Below are 21,258 nucleotides of genomic sequence, written 5' to 3'. Positions count from 1 at the left end.
TCTTCATAGACAGCTGGCTTACCACCGTTCTTTATCTACAGCTAGAATGCATGATACGAGTCCAGGAAAAGCGGTCTCGATATCTTCTTTTCTTAAAGAATAGTAGCGGTGTTTCCCTTCAATCCTCACTTTCACGACGCCTGCCTCCCTCAGCACTTTGAAGTGATGGGAAAGCGTAGATTTGGCAATGTTCATTTCATATGTGCCGCATGTCCTCTCCCCCGTTTCCGCTAAACAGCGGACAATTTCTAAACGGACAGGATCAGCCAAAGCGTGCAGCACAGAAATCAGTCTCATGTCTTTTTGGGTTGGATGGTTTGGATTCGTCATACGTAAAATTTATCTTATTTTTTTCTCACAAACAATCTCATTTACAAGTAACGATACACATATTGGAACTTCAATTAATAATCTGTTTTTAATATTAATGTAAGGAACTCGAAAAAAATCCCCGAAATATTCTATTTCAACAGTACGGGTATTCATAATCGATAGATATTTGAAATAAAAATACTAAATACCCAAAAAAACACTTGAAATAAATTTTTTCCCTATTATTATAATATATAAGCACTATTTTCCACCCTTAATATTTTCTACAAATCTATAATAAGGAGTTAAATTATGAGAAAATTTATTTCAATATCACTTGCTATATTTTTAATATGCAGTATAGGATTTTCGACCGATGTTAGTGCATATAAAAAAGAAGGTTGGAAACTGCCTACTAGTACACAGAGTTATAAATGGGGAGCTAGCTTAAAGGCTGGAGTACATAAGCAAGGCTGGAGTAATGCCATTGGCAGTTGGAAAAGCGCAACTAAAAATAATGTTAAAATAAACCTCTTTTATCATTCTAGCTCAGTTCATTTTTTAACAAGGTGGACTGAAAAAGATTCAAAACTTTATGGGAAGATGATAATAACTACTAACAAAAAGGGTGTTGTTGTAAAATATCAAGGTTATTTAAACGATTATTCAGTAAAAAATTCAAATGTAGCAAAAAGTACAGCAGTTCACGAACTAGGACATGCTCTAGGGATAGCTCATACCACCGGAACTTCTATAATGAATTCCGAAAGAAATAGAAATAAAATGACCACTCCTCAAAAAGATGATATTAATGGAGTAAAGAATATTTATAAATAAAGAAATGCGAGGAAATTAAATGATTAAGTATAAAAAAATATTATTTATTTTTATCTCACTAATATTATTCGTTACAATTTACATGTATTATCCTATTCACTTACCTAAAGAAAATGAACTGGAATCAGACTCTAAAAAAAATACTATTTTACTTTCAAAAGATTTTAATGTTGCTGATGGTATTGAAGAGATGGTATTACAATCTGATGTTATAGTTGTAGGTCACTATCAGAAATTACTTAAAAGTTGGAACATGTCTGGTTCCTCTGAACCTTCCGAATTTACTGAAGGCCATCTTTATCAATTTAAAGTAGAAGATACCCTAAAAGGTAATAGTGAAAGTATCATCAAAATTAACCATCGCTATTCGGAAACTGTACCAATTGAAGTCACATCAGGAGATGAGATAATTTCCGATGAAGGAATTTTAATTAAGGATGCATCAAAAAAGCAAGTATATACTGTTACAAATAAAGATCCTTTGTATATTAAACCAGAATTAAACCAAAAATACATTGCCTTTTTACAAAAAGGAAACACTGGGAACTATTTCGGATCTCTTGAACCGTATCTTATTAAATTTAATGAAGAAGACATTGCTATTCTACAAAGTAACTTAACTGATCTTCAAAAAGAAAATCTCTCCTTCAATAAAAATTTAGGTGGACAAAATATTACAGTTACTAACGACATTCATCAACAAGTTATAGATAACATTTCAGGGGACAAGTTTGATTCGATAAAAGAAAAAATAATTGAAATAAGCCAAAATTAGAATACAATAATATTAAAAGGAGGTAGAAAATTGATTATCAAGAAAGTATTTACATTATTTATTTTTATTTCAATTATTTCGGTGTTAACTGCCTGTCAAACAGAAGAAAATCACGAAAAAGTAGTGTCAAAAAAGCAGACTGCTGCCGAAGTTTTAGCACTTGAAAAAGATGCTGATATTTTTCAGCTGAATGGAACAGTCTATAAAACTAATATCGATTGGGTAAACAAATTGACGTTAACGAAAAAGAAAAAAGTAGGGACAATTAAGAATACAGCAAATAGCTCTTTTAAAGACGGCACTGCATCTATCCTACAAAAAGGGACTGTGATTTTTTCAGTAAACGAAAGAGATGACATTTTGATAGCTGAAGTGGATGGACAAATAAAAAAATATTATGCTCTTACAGAAGGATGATTCGCTAATCTGAAATAAGAATATTGAACTCCAGAGACTACTCCATCATCGATATAATGATCATGGAAAGTAAGGGTGTTGAAACTCATTCGGGCGATTGATTATTAATTTTAATTGAATTCAGTCATTGTTATAAATTTCACTTGATGATTCATCTTCCAATTAATATAGTGTTTGTCGGAGAATAGTTATAAAACATTTCTAATTTTAAAAATGATCTAGAATATTACATTTAGGCATTATCAGAGAGCATCCTTACGGGACTTGCTCATGATAACGCCTTTTTTTCATTGCTGGACGCTATTATCACATACCTGTACTTATACTATTGTAAGAAAAATAACAATGAATGAAATTGATTTATATTGTATCAAGTGATATTTAAATTTTTCATAGATAACATTCTAGTGACTTCGAACAAAATGCACTGACACTCACTTTGGATATTAGTATTTGATAAGTTGACATCATAGCTGTATCTCCATTTATCTTAAGATATAAAGTGATTTTCTTGTCAAGAGTCATTTCGTTATGTAGGGTTAGCCATTATGCTCATCGGTACATTGCTAGCTACATCGGTACATTTCTTACCGATTTCTTTACAAATGTCAACAATGCTTGTTAGTGTGTTCATTATTTTATTTGGTACAGGTACGGCTTTACCAAACTGTTTAAGCTTAGCGCTCATTGACTTTCAAGACGTCATTGGTTCTGCTGGTGCGATATTTAGCTTAGGTTATTATTTAATCGTCAGCGCTATCATCTATGGGATGAGTGTGTTCCATAACGGAACAGTCTTTGCGATGCCACTATATTTTTTAGTACTAGGCATGGCTATGCTTTTAATAAGCTTGTCCTTACTTGTTCAAAAAGATGGAGGAAGAAAGTGGAGGTCATAGATTTACCAATAGAATTCGAGTTCAATGGGCAAACAAATTGAATTTACCCTAGTTTCATTGTTGAGAACACTTAGACCGTTTTGCCCTTGATGAGCAATTGCCGGAGCATCAGGCAGGTTTTGTTCCACTCGTCCTCGGATATGAAACGGCTGTATGAAGCCGTTTTCGGGAAATAAAACAGCCAGCTGCTCTTCACAGACAGCTGGCTTACCACCGCTCTTTATCTACGGCTAGAATGGATGACATGAGCCCAGGAAAAGCGGTCTCGATGTCTTGTTTTCTTAAAGAATAGTAGCGGTGTTTTCCGTCAATTCTCACTTTCACGATGCCTGCCTCCCTCAGCACTTTGAAGTGATGGGAAAGCGTAGATTTGGCAATGTTCATTTCATATGTGCCGCATGTCCTCTCCCCCGTTTCCGCTAAACAGCGGACAATTTCTAAACGGACAGGATCAGCCAAAGCGTGCAGCACAGAAATCAGTCTCATGTCTTCTTGGGTTGGATAGATTGGATTATTCATACGATAAATGTATCGTATTTTGTGCCAACATACAATTTTCTTACTCGCCTCATAAAGTAACGATACATCCTTCGCAAACGACTATGACCATATACAAGCTTTCTTGAAGGGAAGGACCTCATTTGACACGAAAGATATGGACTTACTTATGTATGATGTTACTCGCCATTTGCTTATGTGGATGCCAATCCGTCCGGTATGCCGAATCTAAACCACCTAGTGCAGAAGAGTTATTAGCTCTCGATGAACAGGCAGATTTATTTCAATGGGAAAAAACTGTCTATGAAGCAAATGTAGATTGGACCCATCAACTAACCGTCACTAAAGATCAGCAATTAGGTGTGATTCAGAAAACAGCTGCCGAACATTTTAATCACGGCACAGCTTCCCAGCTGAAAAAAGGGACAGCGATTTACTCTGTAAAGGAGCGAAAAGACCTTTTGATCGCTGAACTTAACGGACAGATCATCATATATGCCGCACATGCAGAAGGATAAAATACCTGTCATAAGATAGGTGTTTTTTAAGTTTCTTTTCTTGTCATAGGTCATTGGTTTTGTTATCATTGCAAAAGTGACCACTCGGTTTCCATTGTGACCATATGGTTTTGCCGATTCGGAAAGGACTTATGAAGATGAATGAAAAGCAAGAAGAGATTTTGCGGGTTTCGAAGAAATTATTTTCTCAAAAAGGCTATATGAGTGTCTCCATGCAGTCAATTGCCGATGCCTGTAAAATATCAAAAGCGTCTATTTATAAGCTGTTTGATTCAAAGGAAGCTCTTCTATTAGAACTGATTAAATACAATCAGTGCAAAATGAGAGAGATTTCTCAGATCATTCATTCAGAAACGACGCTGTCCAAAAAGGAAAAATTCACAAAGAAGATCAAGCTTGAGCTTGAAGAGTTTAAAGAGAATCATAAATTTTTGAATATGCTGTCCTTTGAAGCTTTTTCACAGCATTCGCCCATTGTGATTAAGCATTTACGTGAGACACGCTCCATTATCATGCAGCGGCACAGAGACATTATTTTAAGCACATATGGGGAATCTGTTGCGCCTTACGTCTGGGATCTTGTCATTGTCCTCAACGGATTAATGAGAGAATTCATTTTAATGCTGGCGATTGAGCGCAAGAACATCCAATTAGAAAATGCCGCCGAAATGATTATCGGCGTGATGGACCGTGTGTCGAAAAAGCCTTGCTCTATTGAGCCTGTGCTAACAGATCAGCTGATGGACTCTTATTTGCTTTCCACACAGGACGAATACGATGAAGAAAAGCTTGTCATCTCGTACTTAACGAAGATTAAACAAGAGCTTCACACACTGGTAAACGGGGAAGAAAAGGACGATTTCCTCTCTGCGTTTGAACTGCTAAGTGAAGAATTATCAAAGGACCAACCGAGAACCTTTTTAATCAGCTCACTACTCGATTATTTAGGCAAAAATAGCATTTTATCACAAAACGTGTCACAGCTGAAAAGCATCATCTTATAGATAAAGAAGGGATAACATGAACCAATCTACAACATCGTATAATCGATCTGTGATTGTGGGGATTTTCCTCGTTGGGGCATTCGTGGCGATTTTAAACCAAACGCTGCTCATACCAGCGATCCCACATATCATGGAGGAATTCAATATTGATGTCAGCAAAGGACAGTGGCTCACCACAGCCTTTATGCTGACAAACGGGATTCTCATTCCGATCACGGCTTTCTTAATCGAGAAATTTTCAAGCCGCTCTTTAGTTTTAACGGCGCTTAGCATCTTTACAGCCGGTACCATTCTTGCGTCATTTGCAACGAATTTCCCTGTATTACTTGCAGCGCGTATTGTGCAAGCAGCCGGCGCAGGGATTTTAATGCCGCTGATGCAAACGATCTTTTTAACCATTTTCCCGAAAGAAAAACGTGGTCAGGCAATGGGTATGGTCGGACTTGTCATTTCGTTTGCACCGGCTCTTGGACCAACACTTGGCGGCTGGATTGTTGATTCCTTCAGCTGGAAGTTCTTGTTCTATATTGTTCTGCCAATCGGTATCATTGATCTCATTCTTGCTTTCTTCTTAATGAAAAATGTCACGCAGCAAAGAGAGACACGAATTGATGTTTTATCAGTCATCTTGTCGTCCTTCGGTTTCGGCGGACTGCTTTACGGATTTTCTAGTGTTGGCACATATGGTTGGACGAGTGCCACTGTTCTCATTTCGTTGATTGTCGGCGCTGTGAGCTTGTTCTTCTTTATTCTGCGCCAGTCGAATTTGACAAGACCGATGCTTGAATTTGGTGTCTTTAAGTTTGCCATCTTTAGCTTAACGACCTTCCTTGGGATGCTTGTCTTTGCCTTATTGATTGGGACAGAGACGATTCTGCCGCTCTATACGCAGAATGTCAGAGGGTTGTCTGCTCTTGATACAGGACTGATCTTATTACCTGGTGCTCTCTTTATGGGGCTCCTCTCACCGATTATTGGACGGATTTTTGATAAAGTCGGCGGAAAAGGGCTGGCTTTAGGCGGGTTTACGATACTTACCGTGACGACCTTGCCATTTATGCTGCTCACCCTTGATTCATCGATCGCCCTCATTACGGTCGCTTACACGCTTCGTTTAATCGGAGTTGGGATGATCATGATGCCGCTGACAACAGCAGGTATCAACTCTTTACCGCCTCATTTGATCCCGCATGGGACAGCGATGAATAACACGATGAGACAAATGGGCGGTTCCATTGGGACGGCTGTGCTTGTCTCCATCATGAGCAGCTCTGCTGCAAATGCAGAATTAGCCAGCCCATTAAAATCAGCCGTTCATGGAATGAATACGTCATTCTTCATTTCTGGTCTGATTGCGGTCATTGGGCTTGTCCTCTCCTTTTTCTTAAAGGAAAAACGCAATAATAAAGTGATGAAGCAGGAGCTATCCTCCTCATCATCTTCTTCATAAGAAAAAGAGCTCGGCATATTGCCGGCTCTTTTTTCATATACTCACGCTATACCGTCCTCTCTGAAAATACATTTGTATTTCTAGTGAAGAAAAACCTTGATAATTTGAAGAAAAGAGTTGATAATAGGAACTATTCAATTTGTGAGAAAATTTTTACTATAGGAGATGTATGCATTGAAGGTCGTTAAATTTGGTGGCAGTTCACTTGCATCTGGCAAGCAGCTGCAAAAGGTATTTGACATTGTAACAGCAGATCCAGCTCGAAAAGCAGTCGTTGTTTCCGCACCAGGAAAACGGCATTCAACGGATACGAAGGTCACCGATCTATTAATTAGCTGTGGTGAGCAATATTTACGTTTAGGCGAAGCACACGATTTACAGGAAGCCGTCATCAAGCGGTATGCCTCGATTGCGGATGAACTCGGGTTAAGTCATAACGTGATTGACACCATCCGGCAAGATCTAGATACCCTCTTACAGGCAGATACGTCTCATCCTGAGCGATATCTTGATGCCATCAAAGCAAGCGGTGAAGACAATAACGCAAAACTCATTGCCGCCTATTTCCGCTATCAAGGTGTCGAAGCTCACTATGTGAATCCAAAGGAAGCTGGTTTATTTGTGAGCGATGAGCCTGGTCAAGCGCAAGTCCTTCCGGAGTCATATGATCATTTGTATAAATTAAGAGAGCGCTCTGGCATCATCATATTCCCTGGCTTTTTTGGCTTTAGTCTATCGGGAGACATTGTCACCTTTTCTCGCAGCGGCTCCGATATTACCGGTTCCATTTTGGCAAACGGTTTGAAGGCAGATGTGTATGAAAACTTTACAGATGTGGATGCTGTCTACGCTGTCAATCCAACGATCGTTCATGAGCCGAAGGAGATTACAGAGCTAACGTACCGGGAAATGCGCGAGCTGTCCTATGCTGGTTTTTCTGTGTTCCATGATGAAGCACTCATTCCGGCCTTCCGTGCAGGCATTCCTGTGCAGATTAAAAACACCAATAATCCCTCGGCAAAAGGCACAAAAATTGTGAACCAGCGGGATCATACAAATGGACCCGTTGTCGGAATCGCTTCAGACAGCGGATTTTGCAGCATTTATATTAGCAAATATTTGATGAACCGAGAAGTCGGATTTGGGCGTAAGGTGCTGCAAACGTTAGAGGAATATGGGCTTACGTATGAGCACGTCCCTTCTGGCATTGATGATATGAACATTATTTTAAGGCAGGATCAGCTGGAGGAGCAGCATATTGAACAAGAGCTACTCGATCGCTTAAAGCTCGTGCTTGATGCAGATGAGGTCGTGTTAGAGCCGAATCTCTCCCTCATTATGATTGTAGGAGAAGCGATGCGTCACAATGTTGGCACCACAGCAAGAGCAGCAAAGGCGCTGTCAAAAGCGAAGGTCAATATTGAAATGATCAATCAAGGATCTTCAGAGGTCAGCATGATGTTTGGCGTCAAAGCGGCTCAAGAAAAAGAAGCCGTTCAAGCGTTGTATGAGGAATTTTTCTCTATGTCTACCGTCCCTGTCTCTCTTTAATCAGCAGGCTGCCAGATCCCAGGATCGGCAGTCTTTTTGTTCTCACTCGATTCACATGGATTCGCGCATTAAAGTATATCTATTTCTCGTTTGATTTTGTATGATAGAGACAAACCAACTATTGTTCCGGCCTATGATCGGAGCTACAAGGAGTCCTAAAACAATGCCTCGTCAACAACTATTAAAACAGTTTCGCAATTTTCATGATGCTTCTACGAGTATTCTAAATATGATGAGTCAATTCACTGATGTGAATACACTGTTTATTGCTAAAAACGATCAAACCACCAATCAGATTGTCAAGGTGCTAAATCATGACGAGCAGCTTCTTGAAGAAGGAGAAGAAATTCCTTACGAGAAGACATTTTGCAAGTTGGCGGTTGATCATCAGGATACGCTTGTGATCCCTGATATATCATTGGATGATCGTTCTAAATACTTAGAAGTTACGAAACGTCTTCAAGGTGGATCATTCATCGGAGTGCCGATTGATTTTACAGATGGTACGAACTACGGAACGATTTGCGGGCTTGATCTAAGACCGCAGCAATTCACAGAAGAACATGTGCATATGTTTGAAACAATGGCTTCTCTATTAAGCTACGTCCTCGAACTAGACCGTGCCAACCGGCAGATTCAGCAATTATCTGTACCGATCGTCCCAGTTGTTGACGGTGTCGCTGTGCTTCCTCTACTTGGTGATATCGAGGAGACACGTGCTCAGCATATATTAGAAACCATTTTACAGGAAAGCTATAGGCTGTCGCTCTCTCATTTGGTCATTGATGTATCGGGAACAAAACGCCTGAATGAACAGAGCATTCAATATCTGGTCAGCTATGCACAAACGCTGAGACTTTTAGGGATTTCGGCTGTTTTAACAGGGATTAAACAAGACCTTGCTTTAAGTGCGATTCAATCGAATATTTCATTTAAAGACATCACCATTCGGAAAGACTTGCCGCAGGCACTTGCTCATATTGGCTTGACGTTTACCAAAATGGATTAAGAAATGATATATACAAAAAGGGCTAAAATGATGTTTATTTTAGCCCTTTTTCTTCTTTTTCAATCATGCCAACAGCTGCAAATAAGAAGAATCGTTTCCGTCTTCAATAACTTGTACAATCTTCTGTGCATGTGAATCGTCAGTGACACTGTTTAATTTTTGCATGATGTCTTCTTTCGATAATGCATGGCCTGGTGCGCCCCGCGGAATATCGACTCGTTCGCTAATGATGGTGCCATCAGATAAGGTAAGCTTCACAATCGTAAAGCGACCTTTTGGGACTGCGTCTGGATGGGGTTCTATCGTTTGATCATATCCTCTGCTCACCCGCTTCATCCATGTGCGCATGTGTGATGGAATGGATTTTTTCGTAAAGTGATCCAGCGTGAGCGTCTGTCCAAACACGGCAAGTGCGATCACGTATTCGGCACTGAATCGTCCTTCTTCTCCAGTCGAAGGTGCACGCTCAATAAGCGCTGCATCTCCGCCAGGCGGGAATAGGACCTCTACTTGTTTCACCTGCTCCGGTAAGAAAGGATGCTCTTTCATTAAGGATTGGATCGCATCGGCTGCATGATGCGCAGCTGAACAGAACGGGTATACTTTGAACCACAGCCCCGGCGAGACAATACGCCACGCTATACCATACCCCTCTAGTAAACGACTTTCCGCACGCTTCTGATCTCCATAGAGAGAAAAGAAACCAAGCGTGCCATCAAGAACCGTTTCATTCCCGCCGAAACCTGAACAAGCTAAATCCATAGACCAGACAGCTGTTTTAGCCGCTAAGCCGGCTTGTAATGGCTTCATATCAGAGCCGAACTGCTTTCGCATTCCGGCCGATTGCGCTCCAGCAAAGCCGATTGCCTTCATCAGCTCTTCCTGCGAGACTTGTTTTAAATACCCAATGGCACATACTGCCGCAATGGCTCCAAGGGTTCCGGTATTATGCCAGCCCCGTTCATAATGCGCCTTGCCGATGGATTCGCCAAGCCTCGCCATCACTTCAACACCGGTGATGTAGGCTGCTAAAAATCGATCGCCAAACCCTTTGCCGTCTGATAGCTGTGATAGCAATGCTGGGATGATCACCGCACTGGGATGCCCTCTCACATCTGAATGCACATCATCATAATCAAGGGCATGGATCAGGTAGCCGTTCAGCATCGCTGCGGATTGACGGCTGACCTTCTTCCCTTGTCCAATGACAGGAATTTGAGCTACTCCGCCTTCTTGTTCCACCAGTGCCATGAGCTTTTGAATTCCTTCATCCTCTTTCGCAGCAAGCGCTGCTGCCGCAGCATCTAACAGACCATTTCGAGCCATTTCTACCGCCCTCTGGTCTTGAAGTGGATGAGCAGACAGTACAACCTCTGCCAGTTGTTTTGTTAGTTCCATGATCGTGACTCCAATGCCCGAACAGCAAGCTCAGCAAAGAAGGCAGCGGCAACAGGAAGTGCGCCTTCATTTAATGTAAAGGCAGGGTGATGCCATTCCTCGGTACCGCTTGTCCCCATCCATACGAAAAAGCCTGGAATGTGTTCTTGATAAAGGGCAAAATCTTCTCCGCCCGGTGACTGCTCTGCCTGAACTACTGTGAGATCCAGTGCACTTGCCGTTTCTTCGACCACCTTTGTCAAACGATCGTCATTCAACACAGAAGGCAAATACGGATGCCATTTCACTTCACCTTTCGCCCCAAATCCCTCGGCAATCCCACTCACGATTTGTTTCATAAGCTCTGGAATCATCGCTCTTACTTCAGGCTCAAACGTCCGAACGGTTCCTTCCATCTCAACACGATCAGGAATCACATTCCATGAAGTACCACCTTGAATGCGTGTGATACTGACAACTGCATGATGCAATGAGCTGATGCGGCGGCTAACGATTTGCTGAAGAGCACTTGTGATCTGCCCGCTGATGGCAATCGGGTCCACCGTATGATTCGGAATACCTGCATGACCACCCGTTCCTTTAATATTTATTTCAAACCGGTCTACACTTGCCATCAACGCTTTTTCTCTAATGCCTATAGTGCCAACTGGCAGGTCAGGTTTGTTGTGCATACCAAAAATCGCATCCACTCCATCTAAAACGCCTGCCTCTATGACATGTTTCGCTCCTTGCGCGACTTCCTCAGCCGGCTGGAACAAAATGCGGACCGTTCCTTTTATCTCGTGTTTCCGTTCTTTTAATAAAAGAGCCGCTCCAAAGATAGAAGCTGTATGGAAATCATGTCCGCATGCATGCATTTTGCCCGGTACCTTTGAAGAAAATGGTTCGCCAGATGCTTCTTCAATCGGAAGTGCATCAATATCGGCTCTCAGGGCAATTGTTGGTCCCTCTTGTTCTCCTTTGATTTCACAGACAACACCTGTTTGAAGAGCTGGAAAATCGAGTACGGTGATCCCTTCTTCTTTTAACCAGCTGCGCAGTTTTTTAGTCGTTTCATGTTCTTCAAATGCCAGCTCTGGATGCTCATGAAGCGCTCGGCGAATGTTAATTAAACGTTTGTTTAATGCTTCATTTCCTATTGATTTCACTGATACTCACCCCTCTAAAGAGTAAAAAGCAGCTTATGCTTCTTCAGCCGCTGCTTCTTTTTGGATAAATCGTTTTGTCCGTTCATTCTTCGTTTCATCAAATAGCTCAGTTGGTGTGCCCTGTTCAATAATATGACCATCCGCCATGAAAATCACATGGTCTGCCACTTCTCTTGCAAACGCCATTTCATGTGTGACGATGATCATCGTTGTTTCTTGAATCGCAATGGATTTAATGACTTGAAGCACACCTGAGACAAGCTCTGGATCAAGTGCTGACGTTGGTTCATCGAGTAGAATCGCATGTGGATCAACCGCTAATGCGCGGGCAATCCCAATTCGCTGCTGCTGTCCGCCAGATAACGTGACTGGATAGCTGTCAGCCTTTTGCTCTAACCCTACCTGCTTCAGCAGCTTCATTCCAATCTCATTTGCCTGCTGCTTCGTCATTTTTTTCGTCACAAGCAGTGATTCTGTGATGTTTTGCAGTGCTGTCTTGTTTTTAAATAGATTATAGTTTTGAAACACCATGGCCGTTTGTTGACGCAGGTGATGGGCTTCTTTTCGTGTATATTTAGACGCATCGAGCTTCGCATCGCCAATTTCAATCGTGCCTTCATCTGGTATTTCTAATAAATTTAAGCAGCGCAGCAAGGTGGATTTACCGGAGCCAGAAGGTCCGATAATGGCCACAACCTGCCCTTTTTGCACATCGAGATTGATTCCGTCTAAGACGACAAGTTCGCCGAATGATTTCTTCAAATTGCTGAGCTTGATCATGTCCACACCTCCTTAATTCCGGTAAGGTTTGCTGATTTTTCGTTCAAATAGGTCTTGAAGGAAGCTATAAATGATGGTCATCACCCAATACACAATCCCTACGGCTAAATAGGTTTCAAAGTATTTATAGTTCGCCGATGCAATCATCTTCCCTTGTGCAAACATTTCTGCCACACCAATCGTAAAGGCAAGAGATGTTTCTTTTAAAAGACCGATAAAGGTATTCCCCGTCGCTGGAATCGCATTTCTAATTGCCTGCGGGAAAATAATTCTGACGTAAGACTGCCATCTTGTCATGCCGACAGATAGACAAGCTTCCAGTTGCCCTTCATCTACAGAATTAAGGGCCGCTCTGAAAATTTCTGCTAAGTATGCTGAGTTTTTAATACTTAATCCGATAATGACCGCTGTTAGGGCATCCATTGAGGTCATCGCAGGGAATAGCTGCGGAAGACCAAAATAAATGAGAAAGAGCTGAACCAAGGTTGGAACCGCTCTGAAAAAAGAAATATACAGCTTGGCAAATTGGTATAAAACAGGTATCCGGTTTTTCGTAATGAGCGCGAATACCACACCAATGATAATGGCAAATACCATGGAGACAATCGCCATGAAGATCGTTATCGGCAAGTATTGAATCAATGTCGGAAAAACCGTCACCATATACTGCCAATCAATTTTGTTCATGTCTGCTCTTCACCGCCGCTGTCTTTATTTTTTAATTGGCACTGTGACATCGTCTTTGAAATACTTCTCAGACAATTTCTTAAGTGTCCCGTCTTCTCTTAATTCTTTGATCGCTTTGTTAAATTCTTCTCTTAGCTTGTCATGCTTTTTATCTTTGGCAAATGGGTAGCCTACTTCTTCATACACAATTGGGTTGCCAACGATTTTGAGTGGCAGACCTGTTTTTTCAATTTGAGCAAGTAATACACTGCGTCCGTTGACATAAGCATCTACGCGGCCATTTGCCACTTCATTTAAGACACCGTCTTGCGTTTCATATGTTTTAATATTGATTTTTTTGTCCGGATCTTTGCTTTCTAAGTTTTTGGCGTGGTTAGAGCCAAGAACCGCCGCCACTGTTTTTCCTTTTAAATCATCAAGACCTTTGATGTCGTTGTTGTCCTTTTTCACGATGATTTGTGTTCCTGCATAAGCGTACGTATCAGTGAAATTAAACGTTTGTTTACGCTCATCTGTGACTGCGACTTGGTTTGACACTGTATCCAGCTTACCAGATGTCAGCTGTCCCATTAGTCCGCTGAATTCACTCAGCTGCCAGTCTAGTTTGTAGCCTAGTTTTTTTGCGATGGCTTCAGTTACTTCGACATCGAAGCCAACAAGCTTGCCATTGTCTTTATAGGCAAACGGATAGCTTTGTCCTGTGGCACCTACCTTTAATACTTTTTCATCTTTGCCTTCACCCTGATTGCCCCCGCCGCAAGCTGCTAAAACTGCCAGCATTGCTGCAAATAGAACGACTAGCCACTTTTTGTTTTTCATGTTCGTATACCCTTCTTTCCTTTTATGGTTGTGTGATATCTGATCTTAGTTGTTTTTTAAAATAAACCGTGATGTGCCCCTTGCCTAAATCCTTTTCTCCTGCTCTGACGTAGCCTTTGCGCTCATACATGTCTATGAGCCACGGATGCTTATCAGCTGTACCTAGAGATACGTATGGCACCTTCAAGGTATCCCTCAACACTTCGGTTTCCACCCATTCCAGCAAGACAGAGCCTGTCCCTTTTTTGGCGGATGGTTCTGAGGCAAACCACCAAATGTGAGGGACGCCGAACGGGCCTGGCTGTTCTCCCCAAGGCATACGGAGCGACAAGGTGGATAGAAGCTCTCCGTTTTCTTCCATCACATAGCAAAGATTCTTTTGTACATTTTTCTGAACGAGAGCAAAATCAGCATGTGCTGCTTGGAACTGGATGCCGAGCTCACGAATTGGCTCATAGGCTCTTGTTGTCAGTTCAAGCAGTGCCTCTATATCTGCCTCTATTGCCAGACGAAACGTGTATCCCAACGTTAGTCACCTCACCCTTATGTCGTGTAGCGATTTTTTGGCTCAGTTAATCCTAGATTTTCTCGTAAAGTTTGTCCTGTATATTCTGTTTTGAATAAGCCTCTTTCCTGAAGGATTGGGACGACGCGGTCTACGAACATATCCAGCCCTTCTGGCAATAACGGCGGCATGACGTTAAAGCCGTCTGCTGCTTCTTCATTGATCCATGTCTCCATCACATCTGCGAGCTGCTGCGGTGTACCAATGAAAATATTATGACCACGAGAGCCGGCAACCGATTGATAGAGCTGGCGAATGGTCAGGTGATCCTTTCTCGCCATATTCATCACGAGATCAAAACGGCTTTTTACCGCATTTGACGTGCTTGGATCAATCTCTGGAAGCGGTCCGTCTAAAGGATACTGAGACAGATCAATCCCGCCTAAGTAGTTTTGCAGAATGCTCAGCCCAATCTCAGGAACAATCAGCTCCTGTAATTCTTCATATTTCGCTTTGGCTTCTTCCTCTGTATCAGCAATAATCGGGAAGATGCCCGGCATGATGCTGACGTCCTCTCTAGCACGACCAGCAGCCTCTACTTTCTCCTTTAAGCTTTGATAAAATTCCTTCGCTTTTTTGAGATCGTTTTGTGCTGTGAAAATGAGTTCAGCTGTTTTTGCTGCAAGCTTTTGACCATCTTCGGATGATCCTGCTTGAATGATCACTGGCTGCCCTTGAGGCGTGCGTGATACATTGAGAGGACCTCGTACTGAGAAGAACTCTCCTTTATGCTGGAGCTCATGAAGCTTACTAGATTCAAAGAATTCTCCCGTTTCCTTGTTTCTGACAAGGGCGTCTTCCTCCCAAGAATCCCAAAGACCTTTCACGACCTCGACGAACTCTTCTGCTCGCTCGTATCGTTTATGGTGGGCTAAATGCTCTTCTCCGCTAAAGTTTTTCGCTGTTTCTTCAATAGAAGATGTGACCACATTCCATGCCGCTCTTCCGCCTGATAAATGATCAAGGGAGGCAAACTGTCTTGCAATATGGAAAGGCTCACTGTATGTAGTGGATGCTGTTGCTGCTAAACCAATTGATGAAGTAGACTCAGCAATGGACGAAAGCAGGGTAAGCGGTTCAAATCTCGTCAGTACATTCGGATGAGAGGTTTGGTTAATGGATAAGCTGTCGGCTAAAAAGAGTAAATCTAGCTTTCCTTCCTCTGCTTTTTTCGCTAATTGTTTAAAATAATCCAGGTTCATGGCTGCATCTGATACGGCATTCGGATGTCTCCAAGAGGCAACATGATGTCCAGTTCCTGCGATGAATACGCCTAGCTTGAGCTTCCTTTTCGGCTGTGACACTTGTTCTTCATCCTTTCTATATCCTGCTGTATCAAACTGAAGTCCTCGTAAGATACATTTTTCTGATTGAATTAATCGGTTTTATCAATAAAAAAAGGGCAAATGTTGCGAAAAATGAAAAATAATTATTACTATATGCCCTTTTTACAGGATTGTCAACCGCCTTCTGAACCTCCAAAATTAGGGATTCCACCCGTTTATCACGGTGTATCGATTTCAATATTCCCAATGAGCCGATCTGTAGTATGTGTCATCAATTGGCTGCGTTCCAGCATGTTATGGGCGATCACGGAATGAGTGGAAGATATGGTGCGGACGGCAATCGCTTTTTGAGGAGATAAATTAATGATGTTATTCCGCAGCACACGGGCTGAGGCGGCTTGATCGATAAAGATCGCCGTCGGCTGTCCGATCGAACGATTTAAATAAAAGCGGTTATCTCCGATTTGTGGTGAACCGTTCTTAATATACATCACGACATATAAAGATGATTCTTCAAAGGAATTGTCTTTGATTTCTAATGGACCCGTCGTGCTGCTGTATACGGCGTAGTTTTGGTAGTGCTTAAAGCGATTTTGCCAAATGAAAGCCTTTGCATTTCCAGTGACACTGATCGTATACGAAGACCCTAGCTCTGGGTGTCCTTCTTGAATAAAGAGATTGCCGTTAACTCCAGCTTCTCCTTCCTGCACCCAGATCCCTCTGCTGAAATCTTTAAATTGATTGTGCTGGATCAGGATATTCGTTCCTCTCACCATCGCTCCATCAATCACCGAGTAAATCGTATTGTTTGAAAAGACGACGCTATCCGACTGATAGATACGCAGCGCTGCGCTTCTTTGCCCTATATTCGTCCCCGATTCAATATGATTTCCTTCTATTAGAATACGGTTCGCCATATAAACGGACAAAGCCGCATCTTCAAATAGACTGATCTTATTCCCTGTAATGTGAACACTATCGCCCCTCACATCAATCCCTTTTTCAAATCCCTCAATCATATTGCCAATAATGATCACATTGTTTTCCGTTTGACCAAAAGAGACTCCTAAGCTCGTAATCCCAGCTTTTGTGACGCCTCCTCCTACTGCACGGATCAAATTGTTGGCAATGATGGTTTCGGTGGCAAAGCCATAGGAGATACTGCTGTCTGTGTGATTGCCTTCAATGATGACACCATAGCCGTTGAAGTTATAAATGGAGCTTGCGGCACCACCTCTTACAATGTTGTTTCGAATTTGAATATTCAGTGGTTCCTCCATATTAACCGCATTTTCTCCGTAGCCTTCAATATCAATGCCCATTCTCGGCTCGACTCCGTCAACTCCTGCTCTCTCCAGCAGGCAGTCCTCCACAATGACTCCATCACAGCCTGTAATCGAGATATTGTTTCGTCTTGAATCTGTGATGTGGCAGCCAGAAATGTGAATAGATGAAGCAGGCGAGTACGATTCAGCTTGTGATAATAAACCGTGGGGACTGACAATGATGCCGTCTCCCGTACAATTCTTGATTTGTACACGATTCACTTCCACATCAGAGGCCCCTTCAATACATATCCCAAAGCCCCATTCATGGGTTTTTCGTTCAGGGGGAAGCGACTTGTACACATGCTCATGGCGATCCCCTTCGATTCGCCCACCCCGGATGGTCACATGCTGAACCTTTCCTATATAAAAGGCCGCATACCCCCACGAATCATTTGGTTTCACCTTAATTACGGCATCCGGCGCCATCTCAATGGTCATATGACTTGGCACACGTATACCCGCACCCCGGAAAGGAAAAAATTGATCACCTCTGTACACAGCATCGATGACATACGTGCCGCTCGGCAGCCAGACATGGGAATACCCCTGTGCTTTCGTCCATTCTAAGCATTCATTAAGCCTCGCTGTACAGTCCGTTTTCCCATCCGCCACTACACCAAAATCTTGAACATTGACAACAGGTTTTTTTAGATCAGATTCATTCAATTCCCCCAATCTAAACCCCTCCTTTTCACACATGTCCTCTTGTCATCCTATGCATGTGTAAAAGGTTTGCTTGTACAATCCTTCAAATTTTAAATAAATTCTTCCAATATAACTTTCTGACCATTCTCACTTGAAAGAATTTTTCGTTTTTTGAGTCTTTACGCCTATTTAACTAACATTTTCCTGTTTTAGAATAGTTTTATATTGACACAAGAACTATACAAGAATATCATTTTTCTCATATCTCTTTTTTTAAGAAAGGATCTATGCCATGTCAACAATTGACCACGATAAAATTGTTAAAAGTGTTCCTCAAAAAGGTTTTTTTGGACATCCTAAAGGACTTTACACACTGTTTTTCACTGAATTTTGGGAGCGTTTCTCTTATTACGGCATGCGTGCACTGCTTATTTACTATATGTACACAGAGGTGACAAAGGGCGGTCTTGGTTTTGATCAGACGACAGCCAATTCGATCATGTCTGTCTACGGTGCGCTTGTCTATATGTCAGGCATTATTGGCGGATGGCTCGCCGACCGAGTATTCGGTTCGTCCAGTACGGTCTTTTATGGCGGGGTTTTCATTATGCTTGGACATGTCATTTTGGCTTTGCCAAGCGGTGCAACAGCGCTCTTTATTAGTATGGGGCTGATTATTATTGGGACAGGTCTTCTGAAGCCGAATGTTTCAAACATTGTTGGCGACTTGTATTCCAAAACAGACCCACGCAGGGATTCTGGCTTTAGTATTTTCTACATGGGGATCAACATGGGCGGTTTTATTGCCCCATTAATTGTCGGAACACTCGGTCAAAAAGTGAACTTCCACCTCGGATTCTCACTTGCTGCCGTTGGGATGCTTGTTGGTCTGATTACATTTGTGATCACGAAAAAACCGAATCTTGGTCTTGCCGGTACTTATGTAACAAATCCGTTATCAGCTACTGAACGCAAGAACTTCAAAATTTTCGGAACATTAATTGCCATTGTGCTCGCTGTTTTTGTCGTCATTGGCATTCAAACAGGCGCACTCACGATTAATCTATTCACTTGGTTTGTCAGTGTCCTTGGTGTGCTCATTCCGATTGTGTATTTCATCGTCATGTATTTCAGTAAAAAGACGAGCCCAGTGGAGCAATCCAGGGTTCTCGCTTATATTCCATTGTTCCTTGCTGCGGTGATGTTCTGGGCGATTCAAGAACAAGGCTCAAACATTTTAGCCACATATGCAGATCAACGAACAAACTTGAATTTCCTTGGGATGACACTTGCCTCTTCGTGGTTTCAATCATTGAACCCAATCTTTATTGTGCTGCTGTCTCCTGTGTTTGCTTGGTTGTGGATTAGACTTGGAAAGAAACAGCCGTCTACCCCGATTAAGTTCTCACTTGGCCTTCTGTTTGCAGGATTATCCTTTATCATCATGATCATTCCTGCCTACATGTCTGGTCCGAATACACTTGTGAGTCCATTATGGCTCGTTCTGAGCTTCTTCCTCGTCGTGATCGGAGAGCTCTGCTTATCACCTGTTGGGCTGTCAGCGACAACAAAGCTTGCACCTGCTGCCTTCTCAGCGCAAACAATGAGCCTTTGGTTCCTTTCAAATGCGATGGCACAGGCGATCAATGCCCAAGTGGTCAAACTGTTTGATAAAGTGCCAGAAACCGTCTATTTCGGTATCATTGGATTGCTCGCCATCGTTTTATGCGGTGTGATGCTGCTCTTAACACCAGTGATTAAGAAAGCGATGAAAGGTATTCATTAAATAAAAAAAGAAGCCTCCCCATTGGGTTGGCTTCTTTTTTCTAGTTTAAAACCGAATCTCATCATCTCCATGAATTTGCAGCTTAAGCGGTTCACTTTTCGCCTGATGCTTTTTCACATAGCGGTGATAGACGACATACCCAATGATCATGAGAGGGACGCCGACATATAACCCGATGCGCTGCTCCTGATCAAAGGCAAGGCTGATCAACACAATGGTGTTGAGAGTAATCGCAATAATCGGCAGAATTGGATAAAGAGGGGTTTTAAATTTTAAGTTTTCCAGCTTTCCGCCTGCTTTAAGATATCTTCTGCGGAAAAGCATTTGTGATAAGGTAATGGTGATCCAGCCAGTCTGGGCACTCATGCCGGCAATGGACACGATCCAGGCAAATACTGTTTTCTCTGCAAAGAACCCGGATAATAGCGAAATCCCTGTAAACAGGAACGTGAGCAGTAAGGCATTCATCGGAATACCGCGCTGATTCACGCGTCTAAATGCTTTTCCTGCCATTCCTTCTTTCGATAAGGAATAGAGCATTCTCGTCGATGCGTACAAGCCAGAGTTGGCAACAGATAATAAAGCGATGATAATGACAAAGTTCATGATATCTGCCGCAAAAGGAATGCCCGTTCTCTCAAATACAGTAACAAACGGACTTTGCAGCACACTCGCTTCCTTCCAAGGCACCATACCCGCTAAGACGAAAATAGATAGGACGAAAAAGACGAGTGTACGCCAAACAGTCTGATGAATTGAGCGAGGAACGGTTTTCTCAGGGTTTTCACTTTCTCCTGCCGCAATCCCGATCAGCTCTGTTCCTTGGAATGAAAAGTTCACGGTGATCATCGTGACCACAACGGCGAGCAATCCATTTGGAAACAGCCCATCACTCACAAAATGACTGAAGTAAGGGGCAGGTTCACCGCTCGTTGTTTCAATAAAACCAAACATCGCCGCTCCGCCTACACCTATAAAGAGTAAAATCGCAATAATCTTAATGGTTGAAAAGAAAAACTCCGACTCCCCGAACGCTTTCGCCGACCGGGCATTTAATAAGAAAAGACACAGTCCAAATACGAGACACCAAATCCACACATCCACTTGTGGAAGCCAGCGCCTCATCAGCTGTCCTGCTGATAAAAATTCTAGGGCGACCGTTGCTGCCCAGCCAAGCCAATAAATCCAGCCGACCGCAAAACCCGCTGCAGGGCTGACAAATTTCGTCGCATACGTATGAAACGACCCGGACACAGGAAGTGCAACCGACAGCTCTCCAAGACACAGCATGGTTAAATACATAATCAATCCGCCCACAATATAAGAAAGAACGGCTCCAACTGGCCCTGCTTGTCCAATCGTATACCCCGTTCCTAAGAAAAAGCCTGTCCCAATGACACCGCCAAGTGAAATCATAAATAAATGACGAGAGGTCATCGCCCTTTTCAATTGCTCGGGCTGATTTTGTCCAACATCCACAATGATGCCCTCCTTCTTCTAAGATGATAACTTATCAAAACATGTCTCCATGTGATTCATTCCATTT

Annotated in this window: 21 protein-coding genes; 10 read left to right on the top strand and 11 right to left on the bottom strand. The window is 42.3% G+C overall.

Features of this window, described 5'->3' with window-relative positions:
• Positions 1–18: 18 nt before the first annotated feature.
• On the bottom strand, positions 19–330 hold the full coding sequence (locus MHB79_RS02125) for an ArsR/SmtB family transcription factor (RefSeq protein ID WP_340988821.1): 312 nt from the start codon (positions 328–330) through the stop codon (positions 19–21).
• Between the two features lie 294 nt (positions 331–624).
• On the opposite strand from MHB79_RS02125, the gene MHB79_RS02120 reads away from it, so the two are divergent.
• From MHB79_RS02120 to MHB79_RS02105, 4 genes are all read left to right on the top strand, one after another.
• Positions 625–1,149, top strand: a complete 525-nt coding sequence (locus MHB79_RS02120; RefSeq protein ID WP_340988819.1) for a matrixin family metalloprotease — start codon at positions 625–627, stop codon at positions 1,147–1,149.
• A 19-nt stretch (positions 1,150–1,168) separates the two neighbouring features.
• The gene (locus MHB79_RS02115; protein WP_050945502.1) at positions 1,169–1,924 is read left to right on the top strand and encodes a hypothetical protein; all 756 of its coding nucleotides are present in this window, start codon (positions 1,169–1,171) and stop codon (positions 1,922–1,924) included.
• Between the two features lie 30 nt (positions 1,925–1,954).
• Positions 1,955–2,341 carry a hypothetical protein gene (locus MHB79_RS02110; protein WP_253621854.1) on the top strand — a complete coding sequence of 129 codons (387 nt, stop codon included), beginning with the start codon at positions 1,955–1,957 and terminating at the stop codon, positions 2,339–2,341.
• Between the two features lie 548 nt (positions 2,342–2,889).
• Positions 2,890–3,240, top strand: a complete 351-nt coding sequence (locus MHB79_RS02105; protein ID WP_310026016.1) for a hypothetical protein — start codon at positions 2,890–2,892, stop codon at positions 3,238–3,240.
• Between the two features lie 207 nt (positions 3,241–3,447).
• Here MHB79_RS02105 and MHB79_RS02100 read toward each other — a convergent pair whose 3' ends face one another.
• Positions 3,448–3,759 (bottom strand): ArsR/SmtB family transcription factor, encoded by a 312-nt coding sequence (locus MHB79_RS02100; RefSeq protein WP_050945500.1) that lies wholly within the window; start codon positions 3,757–3,759, stop codon positions 3,448–3,450.
• 122 nt (positions 3,760–3,881) lie between these two features.
• Here MHB79_RS02100 and MHB79_RS02095 point away from each other — a divergent pair, with 122 nt between their 5' ends.
• The 5 genes from MHB79_RS02095 (at position 3,882) to MHB79_RS02075 (ending at position 9,270) form a co-directional block, all read left to right on the top strand.
• Positions 3,882–4,256, top strand: a complete 375-nt coding sequence (locus MHB79_RS02095; RefSeq protein ID WP_050945499.1) for a hypothetical protein — start codon at positions 3,882–3,884, stop codon at positions 4,254–4,256.
• 137 nt (positions 4,257–4,393) lie between these two features.
• Complete coding sequence (locus tag MHB79_RS02090; protein ID WP_226804653.1) at positions 4,394–5,260, top strand: TetR/AcrR family transcriptional regulator; 867 nt, start codon at positions 4,394–4,396, stop codon at positions 5,258–5,260.
• A gap of 16 nt (positions 5,261–5,276) precedes the next feature.
• Entirely contained in the window at positions 5,277–6,710 is a 1,434-nt protein-coding gene (locus MHB79_RS02085; protein ID WP_050945497.1) for an MDR family MFS transporter, read from the top strand.
• Between the two features lie 174 nt (positions 6,711–6,884).
• On the top strand, positions 6,885–8,261 hold the full coding sequence (locus MHB79_RS02080) for an aspartate kinase (protein ID WP_137055602.1): 1,377 nt from the start codon (positions 6,885–6,887) through the stop codon (positions 8,259–8,261).
• A 163-nt stretch (positions 8,262–8,424) separates the two neighbouring features.
• A complete protein-coding gene (locus MHB79_RS02075) occupies positions 8,425–9,270 on the top strand; it encodes a GAF domain-containing protein (protein ID WP_003213998.1) in 846 nt (281 codons plus the stop codon).
• Positions 9,271–9,333: 63 nt separating this feature from the next.
• Here the strand turns inward: MHB79_RS02075 and MHB79_RS02070 are convergent, their stop codons facing one another.
• The 8 genes from MHB79_RS02070 to MHB79_RS02035 all read right to left on the bottom strand — a co-directional run bounded on the left by MHB79_RS02070 (position 9,334) and on the right by MHB79_RS02035 (position 17,956).
• Positions 9,334–10,668, bottom strand: a complete 1,335-nt coding sequence (locus MHB79_RS02070; RefSeq protein WP_340988817.1) for an MmgE/PrpD family protein — start codon at positions 10,666–10,668, stop codon at positions 9,334–9,336.
• On the bottom strand, positions 10,659–11,816 hold the full coding sequence (locus MHB79_RS02065) for an amidohydrolase (protein WP_050945494.1): 1,158 nt from the start codon (positions 11,814–11,816) through the stop codon (positions 10,659–10,661). The genes MHB79_RS02070 and MHB79_RS02065 overlap by 10 nt, the downstream gene beginning before the upstream one ends.
• A gap of 33 nt (positions 11,817–11,849) precedes the next feature.
• The gene (locus tag MHB79_RS02060; RefSeq protein WP_003214010.1) at positions 11,850–12,596 is read right to left on the bottom strand and encodes an amino acid ABC transporter ATP-binding protein; all 747 of its coding nucleotides are present in this window, start codon (positions 12,594–12,596) and stop codon (positions 11,850–11,852) included.
• 12 nt (positions 12,597–12,608) lie between these two features.
• Positions 12,609–13,283: an amino acid ABC transporter permease gene (locus MHB79_RS02055; RefSeq protein WP_003214174.1), complete on the bottom strand. Its 675-nt coding sequence runs from the start codon at positions 13,281–13,283 to the stop codon at positions 12,609–12,611.
• A 24-nt stretch (positions 13,284–13,307) separates the two neighbouring features.
• Positions 13,308–14,102: an amino acid ABC transporter substrate-binding protein gene (locus MHB79_RS02050; protein ID WP_003213947.1), complete on the bottom strand. Its 795-nt coding sequence runs from the start codon at positions 14,100–14,102 to the stop codon at positions 13,308–13,310.
• Positions 14,103–14,124: 22 nt separating this feature from the next.
• Complete coding sequence (locus MHB79_RS02045) at positions 14,125–14,628, bottom strand: GNAT family N-acetyltransferase (RefSeq protein ID WP_340988813.1); 504 nt, start codon at positions 14,626–14,628, stop codon at positions 14,125–14,127.
• Between the two features lie 17 nt (positions 14,629–14,645).
• Positions 14,646–15,971 (bottom strand): LLM class flavin-dependent oxidoreductase, encoded by a 1,326-nt coding sequence (locus tag MHB79_RS02040; RefSeq protein WP_226804649.1) that lies wholly within the window; start codon positions 15,969–15,971, stop codon positions 14,646–14,648.
• Positions 15,972–16,171: 200 nt separating this feature from the next.
• Complete coding sequence (locus MHB79_RS02035) at positions 16,172–17,956, bottom strand: right-handed parallel beta-helix repeat-containing protein (RefSeq protein ID WP_226804648.1); 1,785 nt, start codon at positions 17,954–17,956, stop codon at positions 16,172–16,174.
• Positions 17,957–18,218: 262 nt separating this feature from the next.
• Here MHB79_RS02035 and MHB79_RS02030 point away from each other — a divergent pair, with 262 nt between their 5' ends.
• Positions 18,219–19,712 carry a peptide MFS transporter gene (locus tag MHB79_RS02030; protein WP_044140493.1) on the top strand — a complete coding sequence of 498 codons (1,494 nt, stop codon included), beginning with the start codon at positions 18,219–18,221 and terminating at the stop codon, positions 19,710–19,712.
• A 45-nt stretch (positions 19,713–19,757) separates the two neighbouring features.
• Here MHB79_RS02030 and MHB79_RS02025 read toward each other — a convergent pair whose 3' ends face one another.
• Positions 19,758–21,191, bottom strand: a complete 1,434-nt coding sequence (locus tag MHB79_RS02025; RefSeq protein WP_445661246.1) for an amino acid permease — start codon at positions 21,189–21,191, stop codon at positions 19,758–19,760.
• Positions 21,192–21,258 lie beyond the last annotated feature (67 nt).

It is taken from the genome of Bacillus sp. FSL M7-0558, assembly GCF_038003245.1.
In the GTDB taxonomy this organism is placed as follows: Bacteria; Bacillota; Bacilli; order Bacillales; family Bacillaceae; genus Bacillus; species Bacillus pumilus.
Note: the sequence above shows the minus strand (reverse complement) of the source record. Positions and strands in the feature narration are given on the sequence as shown.

Coding starts and splice junctions, on each gene's coding strand:
- MHB79_RS02075 (WP_003213998.1), top strand. CDS start 8,425: ATGCCTCGTCAACAACTATTAAAACAGTTTCGCAATTTTCATGATGCT.
- MHB79_RS02105 (WP_310026016.1), top strand. CDS start 2,890: ATGCTCATCGGTACATTGCTAGCTACATCGGTACATTTCTTACCGATT.
- MHB79_RS02030 (WP_044140493.1), top strand. CDS start 18,219: ATGTCAACAATTGACCACGATAAAATTGTTAAAAGTGTTCCTCAAAAA.
- MHB79_RS02100 (WP_050945500.1), bottom strand. CDS start 3,759: ATGAATAATCCAATCTATCCAACCCAAGAAGACATGAGACTGATTTCT.
- MHB79_RS02060 (WP_003214010.1), bottom strand. CDS start 12,596: ATGATCAAGCTCAGCAATTTGAAGAAATCATTCGGCGAACTTGTCGTC.
- MHB79_RS02050 (WP_003213947.1), bottom strand. CDS start 14,102: ATGAAAAACAAAAAGTGGCTAGTCGTTCTATTTGCAGCAATGCTGGCA.
- MHB79_RS02115 (WP_050945502.1), top strand. CDS start 1,169: ATGATTAAGTATAAAAAAATATTATTTATTTTTATCTCACTAATATTA.
- MHB79_RS02070 (WP_340988817.1), bottom strand. CDS start 10,668: ATGGAACTAACAAAACAACTGGCAGAGGTTGTACTGTCTGCTCATCCA.
- MHB79_RS02120 (WP_340988819.1), top strand. CDS start 625: ATGAGAAAATTTATTTCAATATCACTTGCTATATTTTTAATATGCAGT.
- MHB79_RS02090 (WP_226804653.1), top strand. CDS start 4,394: ATGAATGAAAAGCAAGAAGAGATTTTGCGGGTTTCGAAGAAATTATTT.
- MHB79_RS02055 (WP_003214174.1), bottom strand. CDS start 13,283: ATGAACAAAATTGATTGGCAGTATATGGTGACGGTTTTTCCGACATTG.
- MHB79_RS02125 (WP_340988821.1), bottom strand. CDS start 330: ATGACGAATCCAAACCATCCAACCCAAAAAGACATGAGACTGATTTCT.
- MHB79_RS02085 (WP_050945497.1), top strand. CDS start 5,277: ATGAACCAATCTACAACATCGTATAATCGATCTGTGATTGTGGGGATT.